A 15,227-nucleotide genomic window follows, 5' to 3' on the forward strand; every position below is an offset into this window, starting at 1 on the left:
CTAGCAACGATGTTACTAGGGTATCCATTTTTTATTTTACGCGACGGTGAAGCTCTTGTAATGAATTTACGGTAGAGCGATCGTCCGCTGCATTTGCTTTACAGTTTGCAAAAGCGGCGTTAAGCGTAGTGGTATAGTTTGTTTTGTGCTGAAGCGCACCACGACGAAGCACTTTAGAGTCTTCAATCGCTTGACGGCCTTCAGTTGTATTAACGATATAGCTGTATTCGCCATTTTTAATACGGTCAAGAATATGTGGACGACCCTCGAACACTTTATTCACACGACGTACTTCAATGCCTGCAGTTTCAAGTGCTGCAGCGGTACCACCTGTTGCATCAATTTCAAAACCAAGTTCTGTCATAATGCGTGCAAGTTCTACAATACGCTTTTTATCGCCGTTACGCACTGATAATAAAGCACGACCACCACGAGGTAAAATATTTCCTGCACCTAACTGTGCTTTAGCAAAGGCTTCAGCAAAGTTATCGCCCACACCCATTACTTCACCAGTCGAACGCATTTCAGGGCCACGGATTGGATCCACACCTTGGAACTTAGCAAATGGTAAAACAACTTCTTTAACGCTGTAGTATGGCGGAATTGTTTCTTTGGTAATACCTTGTGAAGCAAGAGATTGACCTGCCATACAACGTGCAGCAATCTTCGCCACTGGTACACCTGTTGCTTTAGAAACAAATGGAACAGTACGCGCAGCTCGTGGGTTGACTTCGATTAAATACACTTCGCCATCTTTAACAGCGAACTGAGTATTCATCAAACCAACAACACCTAATTCAAGTGCCATACGCGTTACTTGGTCACGCATACGATCTTGAATTTCCGGGCTCAGTGTATATGGAGGAAGTGAACAGGCTGAGTCACCCGAGTGAACACCCGCTTGCTCGATATGCTCCATAATACCGCCAATGATCACTTGCTCACCGTCACAAATTGCATCAACGTCGATTTCAATTGCATCATCTAAGAAGTGATCAAGTAATACCGGCGCTTCATTCGATGCTTGAACCGCTTCGGTCATGTAACGGCGTAAATCTTCTTCGTCGTACACGATTTCCATCGCACGACCACCAAGTACATAAGATGGACGAACCACAAGTGGGAAACCAATCTCAAGCGATTTAGCCATAGCTTCTTCAGTAGAAGTCACTGTTGCATTATGCGGTTGTAACAAGTCTAAACGCTCAACTAATTGCTGGAAGCGCTCACGATCTTCTGCACGGTCAATCGCATCAGGTGAAGTACCAATTACTGGCACGCCATTCGCTTCTAATTCACGCGCTAATTTAAGTGGTGTTTGTCCGCCATATTGAACGATTACGCCCTTTGGCTTTTCAACACGAACGATTTCAAGCACATCTTCAAGAGTAATCGGTTCGAAGTACAAACGATCTGATGTATCGTAGTCTGTAGATACAGTCTCAGGGTTACAGTTAACCATGATCGTTTCATAGCCATCTTCACGCAGTGCCAATGCAGCATGTACACAACAGTAATCGAACTCAATACCTTGGCCGATACGGTTTGGACCACCGCCTATGACCATGATTTTGTCTTTATCTGATGGGTTTGCTTCACACTCTTCATCATAGGTCGAATACATATATGCTGTATCAGAGCTAAACTCTGCTGCACATGTATCAACACGCTTATAAACTGGGCTAATACCAAAGCTATGACGTTTTTTACGGATTTCAGCTTCAGATACACCGGCTATTTCAGCGATACGTGCATCAGCAAAACCTTTGCGCTTAAGGCGACGAAGGAAGTCTTTAGTCAAGCCAGCCATTCCGCCCGCTTTAATTGCCGCTTCATCTTTTAAGATGTCTTCAATTTGGACTAAATACCAACGGTCAATTTTGGTGTATTCAAATACATCGTCAACAGACATGCCGTGACGCATTGCATCTGCGACATACCAGATACGCTCAGCACCTGGCTCACGAAGTTCGTGAATAATCTTTTCTTTTGCACTTGGGTCATCTAGGGCAACAATTGGGTTGAAACCTGTAGCACCCACTTCTAAACCGCGAAGTGCTTTTTGTAATGATTCTTGTTGGTTACGACCAATCGCCATGACTTCACCCACTGATTTCATTTGCGTCGTCAAACGGTCGTTTGCACCAGCAAATTTTTCAAAGTTGAAACGTGGGATTTTTGTTACGACATAATCGATTGAAGGCTCAAATGATGCTGGTGTTTTACCACCAGTGATGTCATTTTGAAGCTCATCTAAGGTGTAACCGACCGCTAATTTTGCGGCGATTTTTGCAATAGGGAAACCGGTTGCTTTTGATGCTAATGCTGATGAACGCGATACACGCGGGTTCATTTCAATGATAACCATACGACCGTCGTCTGGGTTAACACCGAACTGAACGTTTGAACCACCTGTTTCAACCCCAATCTCACGTAAAACAGCCATCGAGGCATTACGCATGATTTGGTATTCTTTATCAGTCAATGTTTGCGCCGGAGCAACGGTGATTGAGTCACCTGTGTGTACACCCATTGGGTCAAAGTTCTCAATCGAACAGACGATGATACAGTTGTCGTTTTTGTCACGAACCACTTCCATCTCATACTCTTTCCAACCAATCAAAGATTCATCGATGAGTAGTTCACTAGTAGGAGAAAGATCAAGGCCACGCTCACAGATTTCTTCAAACTCTTCAAGGTTGTATGCAACACCACCACCTGTTCCACCCATAGTGAAAGAAGGGCGAATAATACAAGGTAAGCCGATGCGCTTTACAATGTCTTTGGCTTCGTCCATTGAGTGGGCGATTTCTGCACGCGGACACTCAAGGCCAATGTTTTTCATCGCGGCATCAAAACGCTCACGGTTTTCAGCTTTATCGATTGCATCCGCAGTAGCACCGATTAGCTCAACACCGTGCTTAGCCAATACACCGTACTTGTCTAAATCAAGGGCACAGTTTAGAGCTGTTTGGCCACCCATCGTAGGTAACACAGCATCAGGCTTTTCTTTTTCGATAATTTTCTCAACGACTTCCCAATGGATTGGCTCAACATATGTTGCATCCGCCATCTCAGGATCTGTCATGATCGTCGCTGGGTTAGAATTCACTAGAATGACACGGTAGCCTTCTTCGCGAAGCGCTTTACAGGCTTGTGCACCCGAGTAGTCAAATTCACAGGCTTGGCCGATTACAATTGGGCCTGCACCTAGGATAAGAATGCTTTTTATATCAGTACGTTTTGGCATTGTTACTCTCGGTCCTAAATTATTGTTTACGTGCTTGCATCAAGTCGATGAAATGATCAAATAACGGAGCTGCATCATGTGGTCCAGGGCTCGCTTCAGGGTGACCTTGGAAGCTAAACGCTGGCTTATCAGTACGATGAATACCTTGTAATGTGCCATCGAATAATGATTTGTGTGTTGCGCGCAATGTATCAGGCAAAGTTGCCTCATCTGCAGCAAAACCATGATTTTGTGCAGTAATCATCACAACACCACGATCAAGATCTTTAACTGGGTGGTTACCACCATGGTGACCAAACTTCATTTTAACAGTTTGTGCACCTGAGGCGAGTGCCAGTAATTGGTGACCTAAACAAATACCAAAGATAGGTGTATCTGTTTCTAAGAAAGAAGTGATTGCATCAATTGCGTACGTACACGGTGCCGGGTCTCCCGGTCCATTTGATAAAAAGATACCATCTGGATTAAGCGCTAATACGTCTTTTGCGCTAGTTTGTGCAGGGACAACCGTTAGCTTACAGCCTCGGTCTACTAACATACGTAAGATGTTACGTTTTACACCAAAATCATAGGCAACAACATGGAATTTTTGCTCTTCTTCAGCAAGGGTTTTGAAACCTTCACCTAACGTCCAGCTTCCTTCATTCCATTGATATTGTTCAGTTGTAGTAACAACTTTTGCAAGATCCATCCCTTTTAGACCAGGGAAAGCCTTTGCTGCTTCCAATGCTTTTTCTTCGTCAATCTCACCGGCAATAATACAGCCATTCTGCGCACCTTTATCACGTAGAATGCGAGTAAGCTTACGGGTGTCGATGTCTGCAATACCTAAGATATTACGGGCTTTTAAATATTCATCTAATGATTGCTCATTACGGAAATTACTCGCTAGCAGAGGCAAATCACGAATAACTAGGCCTTTAGCCCAGATTTTATTCGCTTCTTCGTCTTCGCTGTTAGTGCCCGTATTACCCACATGCGGATAAGTCAGGGTTACGATTTGTTCCGCATATGAGGGATCAGTTAAAATCTCCTGATAGCCTGTCATTGATGTATTAAACACTACTTCACCGACTGAAATACCTTCAGCCCCAATAGCAGTACCGCGGAACACTGTGCCGTCTTCTAGGACTAACAAAGCGGATATAGTCAAGTTAACCTCCTAACAGTAAAAAACGGGTGTAAAAACTGACGATTTACGACCCGCTCAAGGCGTTTGGAAACACGCAAAATAAATTTTGGCAAATTGTGCTTATTCTAGAATAAAAAGCGTCGCAGGTCTAACCCTAATTACATAAAATATAAAAATAGCGCCTTTCACATAAAAATTGAGTCAAAGCGCTAAAAAAAAACCTTTTCTACTTAAAACCTAGCACATCTTGCATATCATAAAGTCCTGCCGGTTGATTTTTCAACCAAGCCGCAGCCCTTACTGCACCTTGTGCAAAGGTCATTCTAGAACTCGCTTTGTGTGTAATTTCGAGCCTTTCGCCCATAGATGCGAAATAAGCCGTATGTTCACCGACTATATCCCCCGCTCTTAACACTGAATAGCCAATTTCGTTTTGAGATTTCTCTTCATGATCGTGATGACGATCATAACGAGCAACTTCGTCATGTTGCCAGCCTTTTGCCTTTGCAATCGCCTCTCCAATCGCTAACGCAGTGCCAGAAGGTGCATCAATTTTATGGCGGTGGTGAGCTTCGAAAACTTCGATATCAATGTCATCTGATAATGTTTTCGCCGCTGTTTGCACTAAATTCAGTAGTAAATTAATCCCGACACTGAAGTTGCGAGAAAACACTATGGGAATAGTTTTAGCAGCTTGCTGTAATTTCGCAAACTCGTCTGCACTTAGCCCTGTCGTGCCTATTACCATGGGCAGTTTATGTGCAACCGCAAATTCCAAATGCGTCAACATCCCTTGCGGCAATGTAAAATCAATCAGTACATCGATTGCGTCTGTTTCAGCGTGCTGATAATCACTAAAAGCTAGCTGACACGCTGTCGAGCCAATAATTGGGCCAACTGAAATTTGATAGAAGGTCGAACTCGGTCGTACAAATGCCCCCGCGATTTGACTCTGCGTTGCTTTTTCTGTTGCTTGTAATAATGCTTGCCCCATACGGCCATTCGCACCAAAAACACCAATTCTAATCATATTATTCTCTTTATTAATAAGTGGTTAAATTGCACCTTACCCAACCTGTTTGTTTATTAAAAAAGCAGATAAAGGCTTTTTAACCAGCAATTATTACGATATGTTAAGTTTAATGTTTATTTATCGCGGATGCACCAAAGGGTTTCGCCCAGATAAATAGACAGCTATTGATAGGCACAGTGTAACAATAAAAATTTGACAAAACATCTAGCCATCTATACATTCGCACTTCCTTAGATTTAAGGCGCCGATTTGGTCTTTGGCTTGCGGGCGCTTGAAAAATGCAGCTAAAAAAGGAACTCGTGGGCTGCGTCGTTATTTATTAAGAGGTTTATATGCAGTCTACATACAGCAAGTTAAACGCTAAGTTATCTTTGCTTCCACTTCTAAGCTTTGTCGCCATTTTTTTAGGTGCAGGTCTATACCTTCAATCACAAGGAGTCGATTACGCGTTTTATCAACTGCCCGCTCCTGTTGCGATTTTACCTGCTATATTGCTCGCCTTTTTCTTAAATAAAGCATCAATTAATCAGTCTGTTGATACCTTTATCAAAGGGGCTGGCCACAGCAATATCATTACAATGTGTCTGATTTACTTGCTTGCTGGTGCGTTTTCAACCGTTGCTGGTGCAACTGGCGGAGTTGATGCCGTCGTCAATGCTGGGCTTGATTTAGTTCCGCCTAGTTTCTTATTACCTGGTTTGTTTTTGATTTCTGCGATAGTGGCAACAGCCATGGGAACATCAATGGGTACTATTGGTGCCATTGGCCCAATTGCCTATGCGTTATCAATTAAAACAGGAATGGATCCTGCTCTAGTTGCTGGCGCTGTGGTTTCTGGCGCGATGTTTGGCGATAATTTATCGATTATTTCCGACACCACTATTGCGGCTACGCGTACGCAAGGGTGTGAAATGAAAGACAAATTTCGTGAAAACTTTAAAATTGCCGTTCCAGCTGCAATTTTAACCGTTATTTTGTTATTTGTGCTAACTCCAGAACCTGAAGTCATTGACGTGAAAGAGTACGATTTACTTTTGGTTTTACCCTATGCCTTTATCTTAATTCTAGCTGTAATGGGCTTCAATGTGTTTGTGGTGTTATTCAGTGGCATTGTATTTGCGGGTTTAATGGGCTTTACCGGTGACTATCAAGGCAGTGCCTTCATAAAAGATATTTACGAAGGCTTTAGTGGCATGCAAGAGATATTTTTACTGTCAATGTTGATTGGTGGGTTGTCCGAGTTTATCCGGATAAATGGCGGCCTAGACTATATTACCAATAAAATTCAGGCTCTCACTAAAGTGATTGCCAAATGGAATCGTAAAGTGGCTGATCAACTTGGAATTGCTGCGTTAGTCTTAACTTCAAACCTTTGCATTGCCAATAATACAGTATCAATTATTGTTGCGGGCCCAATAGCAAAAAAACTGGCTGAAGATGGCAAAATTTCGGGCAAGCGTTCAGCAAGCCTGTTAGATATTTTCGCCTGTGTGATGCAAGGTTCGTTACCTTATGGTGCGCAAGCATTGTTACTCGGTGCGACATTCCAAATTTCGCCTTGGCAAGTTTCAACCTCTTCTTATTACTGCTTTATTTTAGCCTTTACGGCCATTGCGGTGATTTGTATTAATCGGCACAAAGCCTAAATTACTAAGAATAAAAAATGCAGCTTTTCGCTGCATTTTTTATTCTTAGTCACTCAACGATTCAATTTGTTCTACACTGAGCTGTATATTTCGTCAATATCCTTACTCTATGAAAAAATTAATCGCCTGCTGTGTATTTATCTCTGCCAATGCTTCTGCTGCAACCTGGAGCCAAACTCAACTCCACTTTAATCAAGGGGATTTTCTTAATCCATTCACCAATGAGAAAAGCAGCACTCAAGTGGCTACATTGCAGCACAGCTCATCCTACCAATTGGGCGATAATTTCTTCTTTGTTGACTTTATTAAAGATAATCACACGGATGGGTATCAAGACAACGAGTATTACGGAGAGTTTTATTCGAGCATCAGTTTTTCAAAAGCCACTTCAAAACACATTTCTTTTGGTGCTCTTAAAGATGTAGGCGCTGTGATAGGCGTAAATGCCGCAGGCGATGCGAATGTCGTGAAGTATTTACCTGGCATAAAGCTGTACTGGGATGTGCCTGGTTTTGCATTTTTTAATACACTGATCACCGGCTATCTCGATGATAATGGCGGACTGATATCAGGTGGTGCGCCTGCTGAATCTGACAGCTGGATGATTGACACCGCTTGGGGTTTACCTTTTAACATCGGCAATCAACGCTTTAATTTTACGGGTCATATTGAATACATTGATGGCAGACAAAATGAGTTAGGTAAAGAGGTGAATAGTTGGGTATTGGCTCAACCTATATTGCAATGGGATTTAGGCCACGCACTTGAATTTGAAGAAAATACCCTTTTACTGGGTGTAAAATGGCAGGTTTGGCACAATAAACTCGGGACTGATAACAATGAATCAGCCCCACAACTTCACGTCGCCTGGACATTCTAGTTCACACACCCACTGATGCCTGACGTGTATTATTTTATAATTTACAACCAGGCTTCTTACCGGCACTTGCTGCAGCTTGGTGAAGTTTCATCACCGATGGCATTTGGTTGCGTAAATCACCAATCCGAGTAGAAGGCGCTGGATGAGTCGATAAAAACTCAGGCGTGTTACCACTGCCTGCTGTACTCATATTTTGCCACAAAGTAATGGATTCCTTTGGATTAAATCCTGCTTTTGACATCAGTTCTAAGCCAATTTCATCCGCCTCAGATTCATGAGTACGGCTAAAAGGTAACGTCACCCCATATTGAGTGCCAACCCCCAATGCCATCATAATCGCACCTTGGTATTCATTTTGGATACTTCGTAGCGATGCATCTGCCGCTTGCATACCCAGTTGTATCGCTGAATTTTGTGATGCTCGCTCATTTGAATGCTCCGCAATCACATGCCCCACCTCATGCCCCATGACAGTGGCAACTTGATGCTGATTTGTAGCCACTTTTAATAACCCCGTATGAACACCTATTTTACCGCCCGGCAGTGCAAAGGCATTGGCTGATGGTTCATCAAATACGACAACCTCCCATTGCTGCTGCGCATATTTATCGGGTAAAACGGCAATTACATTATCCGCGATACACTGAATATAACGATTCACTTTTTGATCGTTATTAATTGGCAGCTGTTGCTTTAATTGCTCAAAGCTTTGCTTTCCCATGGTGTTCATTTGCCCATCTGAATACAAGGCTAATTGTGTCCGACCTGTTGGCGAAGTCTTACACCCGACCAAAGCCGCGCTAATAGATAAAGCTAAAAGTATGCGTTTCATGTTGTTCCTTGATAAAAATCTGTCATATCGAATATTCTAATCTAGCCCCTTTGGATTTAATAGTCGCAAATAGCAAGCGGCATCATTGCACAACTATTGTCGAGTAATTGACTTGTTAAACGTAACGAAATCCCTAGACTATAGCTCCCCTTTATCATTGAGCGTATTTAATGTCTTTCGCGATTAATAAACGCCTGCTGTTACCCTTATTAGCGAGTATTGTGGCCATCACGCCGCTTGCGGTCGATTTATATTTACCGGCTATGTTGCAAATGGCGACCGATATGAACACCAGTATCAGTCAGGTTCAGCTTTCTTTAAGCACATATTTAGCGGGTTATGCCCTAGGAATGCTCTTTTTTGGTCCGTTAGCGGATCAATTAGGCCGGCGCTTACTGGCATTAATTGGCTTATCTGGATTTGGATTTTTTTCTCTCTTGCTGGTTTTTTGTAAAGATATTCAATGGTTTTTAGCTTTTCGTGCATGCCAAGCTTTCTTTGGTGCCGCGGCAACAGTGGTTGTGCCGGGAATTATTCGCCATATCTATCAACAAGAAACAGCAAAAGGAATGTCTTATGTTTCAATGATTATGATGATAGCTCCTTTATTGGCGCCCACTATTGGCAGTGCTTTAATGATGATTTGGCATTGGCAAAGTATCTTCATCACTCTGTGTGTTTACAGTTTTACGATTTTATTGTTGGTGTGGCGCTATTTATTTAATATCCCTATCTTTCAATCTAAGCACCGTGGCTTTGCATTATTTATTGACAGTTATCGCACCGTATTAAGTTATCGACCAGCACGCTTTGATATTCTGACATCAATGTTTGCCTCCTTTGCCTTTTTTTGTTTTTTAACCTCAGTCCCCTTTATCTATCTTGATTATTTTGCTGTCAGTGAGTCGCTCTTTGGAGTGTTATTTGCTTGTAATGTGGTCGCACTAATGTGCGGGAATTTTCTAAATACACGCATTGTTGCAAAAGTCGGTTCGCGTAACATGCTGCTTTTTGGCCTAGGTTTAGCAAGTGTTAGTGCGACTGCGCTGGTATCATTAACCGTCTTTGATCCTAACTTGGTTGGTTTTGTGATCTGTATTGCTCCACTAATGATGAGTTTAGGTATTATGGCGAGCAATGCCGATGCACTGATCTTAATTGAATTTGAGCAAAAAACAGGGACTGCGACGGCCGTAATTGGTACATTACGCTTTGGTAGTGGTGCATTGGCGGGGCCACTTCTGGCTTTAATTCACTCTGATGATGCGGTTGGTTTTTCGGCCCTAATGGCATCAGCTGTAGTCGCTATTTTTCTCTGCCAAACCTATATACGATTGCAGATTAAAAACAAACATACTACGTAAAAACAAGTATGCCTTTATCTCTTTCGAAATAAAGGCATACAAACAAAGCAATGAGAGTCACGATTACTCAGCGGCTTTAGATACCATCACCATTGCTGGACGTAATAAACGGCCATTTAAGGTATAGCCTTTTTGCATCACAGCTAAGACCGTATTTGGCTCTACATCTGCACTTGGTTGTAAAGACATCGCTTGATGAAACTCAGGGTTGAATGCTTCACCTTGTGGGTTAACCACTTCAACACCAAACTTGCTTACTGCACTGACAAAACTTGATACTGTCATGTCGATGCCTTCTAACAAAGGCTTCAGCGTTTCATTTTCTTTGTCTGCAAATTCAATCGCACGTTCTAAATTGTCGATCACTGGCAGTAATTCATTTGAAAATTTTTCTAACGCAAATTTATGCGCTTTTTCTACATCTTGAGCGGCACGGCGACGAACATTGTCAACTTCTGCAGCTGCACGCACAACACTGTCTTTTTGGTCAGCAATTGTTTGATTTGCAGCTTCTAATTCTGCAGATAATAATGCAATCTCAGCTTCAGGGCTCATTTCTTGATCTTGCTGAACGTCTTTCTCAGCGGCGTGTTCATTTAATTCTGCTTCCTGTGAAGCCTGATTTGTTTGTTCAGACATTATTTCTGATCTCCAATTCTTTACAACTGCGGTAATTATGGGGATGGAATTTCTGCTTTCAAGAGTTAATTAATCAAGAAATGTAAATTCCGTTAAGATTGCGGCTATTTGAGCTGATTTTTTACAAATAATGCAAAAGCGCCCTTGATAACCTCCGTTTGAAAAGTAAGGCACACTCACAATCATTAATTGTTCAAAGCCATGAAATGGAATGTCGTCACCAAAGATAACCGATACTCCCTGAGTGAATGCTAACTTTTCTTCGACAAAATTAAGTAAAGGAGTGCCAATGCATGGCTGCTCAGAGCCCTGCAATGATTCATAAAGATAACTTTCGCCAACAACGATGGAATTATCTGAACCTAATTTGTCAAATAATAAACGAGTCCATTGTGTCAATGAACCATGACAAAACATCGGGGCGGTTTTTGCCATCGCTCGCATCCTCTCTAACCCTTCAAGCAAAGGCTGAGCAGAAAAAACCGTATTAAGCCATGCATTAAACTGCAATCGGATAGCTTCATTTGCCTCGAGCGGTTTTGTAATAACAACATTTTGGCTTTGGCCTTGACGATCAAACAATAAAATTAGCCAATTTAGTTGATCAAAGTCCAACACCTCCACCCGAAAAATAGTTTGCGAGGTGACTGTCGGCAAACCTACACAGGCGCATAATTTGTAACGTTGACTGATAGAATGAGTAAACTGGATCAAAGCCTCTTGGCTCGGTTGCCAAAAAGCGGCTATCGACGACAAATCAAAGAGTTCATTTAACCAAAATTGGTAGCCATCACGGGTTGGAACCCGTCCTGCTGAAGTATGGGGCGAGTAAATTAATCCTAACTTTTCAAGCCTGACCATGGCATTTCGCACAGTCGCAGAGCAAACCGACATGCCTTTTTGCTTTGCAATTAACGCAGAAGGCACCGCTAAGCCAGAACCATTGCAATGCAAGTCCATCAGTGTGGTAAATACTTTGAGATCACGAGGATTTAATTTCATAACGAGTTTATGTGGGCGCGCTTATTTGTTTTCAAGTACTAATGCTTTTGGATATACTGAAATTATATTAACTTTCAGTCAATAAACATGAATAACACTTTTTCGACCATCGGCCTTATTGGCAAACCAAATCATGCCGGCGCTAATTTAACGTTAAAAAAACTAGACAGCTTTCTGGGTGCCTTGGGCTACACCGTCTTAATTGAGCAGCAAGTAGGCCTTGAAATGAAGGTTAACCCTGCTCGAACAGTGGAACTAGTTGATTTAGGACGTCAATGTGATCTCGCTATTGTGGTCGGTGGTGATGGTAATATGCTCGGAGCTGCACGCGTGTTATCACGATTTGATGTGGCAGTAATTGGTGTTAACCGTGGAAACTTAGGCTTTTTAACCGATTTAGACCCAGACAATTTTGAGGCCGATCTCGAGCAAGTGTTAAGTGGCCATTTTATTCAAGAAAAGCGCTTTTTATTAGAAGTCGAAGTGTACCGACATGAAAAACTAAAAAGTACCAATTCCGCAGTGAACGAAGCCGTTTTACATGCTGATAAAGTCGCTCATATGATTGAGTTTGAAGCCTTTATTAACGACGATTTCGTTTATTCTCAAAAATCTGATGGCCTGATCGTTTGTACTCCCACTGGGTCAACAGCTTATTCACTTTCTGGCGGTGGCCCCATTCTCACTCCAGAACTAAATGCAATGGCACTGGTGCCGATGTTTCCTCATACTCTATCGAGTCGCCCGCTTGTTGTAGATGCTGATAATGAGATCCGCCTAAAACTCAGCCTGAAAAATGATGATAATTTGCAAATCAGCTGCGATAGCCACATTGTCATGGCCGTGATGCCTGGTGATGAAGTGGTGATCAAAAAAGGAGATAAACCACTGCGACTCATTCACCCTAAAGAATATTCTTATTACAATGTGTTAAGACAAAAATTAAAATGGGGAAGCCAGTTATATTGATTTATAAATTTGCATAAAAAGAGTGTTTTAATTTTGCTGTAGTTTAAGTATCCTGCAGCTGCTTACAGTGCAAATTTATTAGGAAAACAATAATAATCATGACTTATGTAGTACTTTTATCTGTAATTTTACTCATCGCGCTTTTCTCTACTTATACTGTGATTGAAAAAAACCGCAAAAAAGCGGAAGCTCTCAAAAAACACTTATTCAATGAACGGGTTAAGACCGTCACTGAGAATTATAAAAAGCAATTAAGTTACTTTAGTGATGCCAAATTACTCAGACCAAAGCATGTCCCTGCGATGCAAGCGATCGCGAGCAACTTTTTTGTCGTGCAAGCACATAACGACAGCAACCTCATACTCATGGAAGCGTGTTTAGACAACCTTTCTTCAGTGTTAGCCAGTGAAATGGCCAAAGCCCACGTCACTGGAAATAAAGACGAGCTGGCAGAGCGCGTTTTACATTTTGCAACAGAGCTGCCTTCTGGGCGCGGTTTTAATAAAATTTTCTACGAAGAGCAATTACCCTCTCTGGTGTTTACGCTCAAAAGCCCTGATATCTTGCCTTCACCTGAAGAAGACCTACAAGAGCCTGAACCATCAGAAGTCCACAATGATGATAAAGAGGCCATTCACTAACCACTATGAGCACTCTGAATGTGCTCAAAAATAGTCTTAAATAATAAAAATAATATTTGCGCAATTAATAAATACTGTATAAATTAACAGTTAATGAACTGGATGGATAAACAGTATGTTAATTGCGTTAGAAGTTTCAAATTTTGCTATTGTCAGCCAACTGAGTACTGAGTGGTCTGCCGGTATGACGACCATTACGGGTGAAACCGGAGCAGGTAAATCAATTGCGATTGATGCACTCTCACTATGTTTAGGTGAGCGCTCAGAAGCTGCAATGGTGCGTCCTGGCGCTGAAAAAGCAGAAGTAACGGCTCAATTTGATATTCGCCACCTGCCCAAGGCCAAAGCGTTTTTAGCCCAACATGATTTACTCAGTGATGATGAATGCATTCTTCGACGAGTGATCAGTCATACCGGACGAAGCAAAGCGTATATTAACGGCTCGGCCGTCACCGCAAGTCAGCTGAAATCACTCAGTCAATTACTCATTGCGATTCATGGCCAACATGCCCATCAATTATTAAGTAAAAATGAACATCAGCTGCAACTCCTCGATGAGTATGCAGGTCATTTTGATTTGCTGAATAAGACCAAGAGCCTGTTTAAACAATATCAAAGTCTTAAAAAAGAGCATGCACAACTTCTTCAGCTGCAACAGCAACAACAAGCGCAACAACAACTATTGGAATATCAAGTTGCTGAATTAGACGATTTTGCATTAGAACCTGGCGAATACGAACTTGTTGAATCTGAACATAGTTTATTGAGCCATACCCAAACATTGCTGGAGTCAAGCCAGCGTGAACTACAACATCTCTATGATGAAGATAATGGTAATGCATACAGTATAGTGCAGCACAGCGCCAATACCTTTGCTGAGCTGGCACAAATCGATCCACAACTAAGCCAGGTGGCTGATTTATTATTTGAAGCAGCTGTGCAAATAGAAGATGCCGCCGCTCAGATCCGACGCTATCAAGAAAAAACAGAGTGCGATCCAAACAGATTGAACGAAGTCGAAGAACGAATGGCTAAAACTTTAGAGTTGGCACGAAAGCATCACATTCGCCCTGAAGAACTCGCTGAGTTTCATACTCAACTAGTCAATTCGTTAACTAAAATCAGCCATGACTCTAAACGTTTAGAGCAATTAGATAGTGAAATTGAATCTACGAAAGAAGAATATTACTTCACTGCTCGCCAATTAAGTGATAGCCGTGAAGCTGCTGCAACAGAGCTAAACCAATTAATTTCAAATAGTATGCAGACACTTTCAATGGAAAATGGAGTGTTTGAAATCGCCCTACACTTTGATGCCGATGCCACCCCTAGCGCAAGTGGAGCCGATAAAATTGACTTTATGGTATGCACTAATCCAGGACAACCTATACAACCTTTAGCCAAAGTAGCATCTGGCGGTGAATTATCACGTATTAGCTTAGCGATTCAAGTGATCATTGCTGCGAAAGTGACGACCCCAACATTGATTTTTGATGAAGTAGACGTCGGTATTTCTGGCCCAACGGCATCCGCTGTTGGCCTGCTACTACGCCAATTAGGCGAATCTACACAAGTTATCTGTGTGACTCACTTACCACAGGTAGCCTGCAGTGGTCACCATCAGTTTTTTGTAGCTAAATTCAGTGATGGACAACAAACTCATACACAAATGCGCCAACTAGATGAGCAAGGCCGCATCAATGAAATTGCCCGGTTGTTAGGGGGGAATAATATTAGCCAAACTACCCTATCCAACGCCCAAGAACTATTAGCTGCATGCGCATAAAACCACTATTGCAGTCAATCGAAGAACGAGGCACTGAAAACAAAAAAGGTAAG

Annotated in this window: 12 protein-coding genes; 6 read left to right on the forward strand and 6 right to left on the reverse strand. The window is 42.2% G+C overall.

The features are described 5' to 3' along the window. Nucleotides 1-31 precede the first annotated feature (31 nt). The 3 genes from carB to dapB all read right to left on the reverse strand — a co-directional run bounded on the left by carB (nt 32) and on the right by dapB (nt 5,412). Nucleotides 32-3,250, reverse strand: coding sequence for a carbamoyl-phosphate synthase large subunit (gene carB / locus PULV_RS08335; RefSeq protein ID WP_193331443.1), 3,219 nt, complete (start codon nt 3,248-3,250; stop codon nt 32-34). A 19-nt stretch (nt 3,251-3,269) separates the two neighbouring features. Further along, nucleotides 3,270-4,403: a glutamine-hydrolyzing carbamoyl-phosphate synthase small subunit gene (gene carA, locus PULV_RS08340; RefSeq protein ID WP_193331444.1), complete on the reverse strand. Its 1,134-nt coding sequence runs from the start codon at nt 4,401-4,403 to the stop codon at nt 3,270-3,272. 205 nt (nt 4,404-4,608) lie between these two features. After that, nucleotides 4,609-5,412 carry a 4-hydroxy-tetrahydrodipicolinate reductase gene (dapB, locus tag PULV_RS08345; protein WP_086743632.1) on the reverse strand — a complete coding sequence of 268 codons (804 nt, stop codon included), beginning with the start codon at nt 5,410-5,412 and terminating at the stop codon, nt 4,609-4,611. Between the two features lie 335 nt (nt 5,413-5,747). Here dapB and PULV_RS08350 point away from each other — a divergent pair, with 335 nt between their 5' ends. Both PULV_RS08350 and PULV_RS08355 read left to right on the forward strand, forming a co-directional pair. Continuing rightward, nucleotides 5,748-7,061 carry a Na+/H+ antiporter NhaC family protein gene (locus tag PULV_RS08350; protein WP_193331445.1) on the forward strand — a complete coding sequence of 438 codons (1,314 nt, stop codon included), beginning with the start codon at nt 5,748-5,750 and terminating at the stop codon, nt 7,059-7,061. 109 nt (nt 7,062-7,170) lie between these two features. Further along, nucleotides 7,171-7,941, forward strand: coding sequence for a nucleoside-binding protein (locus tag PULV_RS08355; RefSeq protein ID WP_193331446.1), 771 nt, complete (start codon nt 7,171-7,173; stop codon nt 7,939-7,941). 34 nt (nt 7,942-7,975) lie between these two features. Here the strand turns inward: PULV_RS08355 and PULV_RS08360 are convergent, their stop codons facing one another. After that, the gene (locus PULV_RS08360) at nt 7,976-8,773 is read right to left on the reverse strand and encodes a M48 family metallopeptidase (protein ID WP_193331447.1); all 798 of its coding nucleotides are present in this window, start codon (nt 8,771-8,773) and stop codon (nt 7,976-7,978) included. Nucleotides 8,774-8,943: 170 nt separating this feature from the next. Between PULV_RS08360 and PULV_RS08365 the strand changes: the two genes are divergently transcribed. After that, nucleotides 8,944-10,137 carry a multidrug effflux MFS transporter gene (locus PULV_RS08365; RefSeq protein ID WP_193331448.1) on the forward strand — a complete coding sequence of 398 codons (1,194 nt, stop codon included), beginning with the start codon at nt 8,944-8,946 and terminating at the stop codon, nt 10,135-10,137. 63 nt (nt 10,138-10,200) lie between these two features. Here PULV_RS08365 and grpE read toward each other — a convergent pair whose 3' ends face one another. Continuing rightward, a complete protein-coding gene (grpE, locus tag PULV_RS08370) occupies nt 10,201-10,776 on the reverse strand; it encodes a nucleotide exchange factor GrpE (RefSeq protein ID WP_193331449.1) in 576 nt (191 codons plus the stop codon). 69 nt (nt 10,777-10,845) lie between these two features. Next, nucleotides 10,846-11,778: an HrcA family transcriptional regulator gene (locus PULV_RS08375; protein ID WP_086743638.1), complete on the reverse strand. Its 933-nt coding sequence runs from the start codon at nt 11,776-11,778 to the stop codon at nt 10,846-10,848. Between the two features lie 87 nt (nt 11,779-11,865). Between PULV_RS08375 and nadK the strand changes: the two genes are divergently transcribed. From nadK to recN, 3 genes are all read left to right on the forward strand, one after another. Further along, complete coding sequence (gene nadK, locus PULV_RS08380) at nt 11,866-12,747, forward strand: NAD(+) kinase (RefSeq protein WP_086743639.1); 882 nt, start codon at nt 11,866-11,868, stop codon at nt 12,745-12,747. Nucleotides 12,748-12,845: 98 nt separating this feature from the next. Beyond that, nucleotides 12,846-13,388, forward strand: a complete 543-nt coding sequence (locus tag PULV_RS08385) for a hypothetical protein (RefSeq protein ID WP_193331450.1) — start codon at nt 12,846-12,848, stop codon at nt 13,386-13,388. Nucleotides 13,389-13,503: 115 nt separating this feature from the next. Beyond that, complete coding sequence (gene recN / locus PULV_RS08390) at nt 13,504-15,174, forward strand: DNA repair protein RecN (RefSeq protein ID WP_193331451.1); 1,671 nt, start codon at nt 13,504-13,506, stop codon at nt 15,172-15,174. Nucleotides 15,175-15,227 lie beyond the last annotated feature (53 nt).

It is taken from the genome of Pseudoalteromonas ulvae UL12, assembly GCF_014925405.1.
GTDB lineage: Bacteria > Pseudomonadota > Gammaproteobacteria > Enterobacterales > Alteromonadaceae > Pseudoalteromonas > Pseudoalteromonas ulvae.

Coding starts and splice junctions, on each gene's coding strand:
- carB (WP_193331443.1), bottom strand. CDS start 3,250: ATGCCAAAACGTACTGATATAAAAAGCATTCTTATCCTAGGTGCAGGC.
- dapB (WP_086743632.1), bottom strand. CDS start 5,412: ATGATTAGAATTGGTGTTTTTGGTGCGAATGGCCGTATGGGGCAAGCA.
- PULV_RS08350 (WP_193331445.1), top strand. CDS start 5,748: ATGCAGTCTACATACAGCAAGTTAAACGCTAAGTTATCTTTGCTTCCA.
- PULV_RS08355 (WP_193331446.1), top strand. CDS start 7,171: ATGAAAAAATTAATCGCCTGCTGTGTATTTATCTCTGCCAATGCTTCT.
- PULV_RS08360 (WP_193331447.1), bottom strand. CDS start 8,773: ATGAAACGCATACTTTTAGCTTTATCTATTAGCGCGGCTTTGGTCGGG.
- PULV_RS08365 (WP_193331448.1), top strand. CDS start 8,944: ATGTCTTTCGCGATTAATAAACGCCTGCTGTTACCCTTATTAGCGAGT.
- grpE (WP_193331449.1), bottom strand. CDS start 10,776: ATGTCTGAACAAACAAATCAGGCTTCACAGGAAGCAGAATTAAATGAA.
- PULV_RS08375 (WP_086743638.1), bottom strand. CDS start 11,778: ATGAAATTAAATCCTCGTGATCTCAAAGTATTTACCACACTGATGGAC.
- nadK (WP_086743639.1), top strand. CDS start 11,866: ATGAATAACACTTTTTCGACCATCGGCCTTATTGGCAAACCAAATCAT.
- PULV_RS08385 (WP_193331450.1), top strand. CDS start 12,846: ATGACTTATGTAGTACTTTTATCTGTAATTTTACTCATCGCGCTTTTC.
- recN (WP_193331451.1), top strand. CDS start 13,504: ATGTTAATTGCGTTAGAAGTTTCAAATTTTGCTATTGTCAGCCAACTG.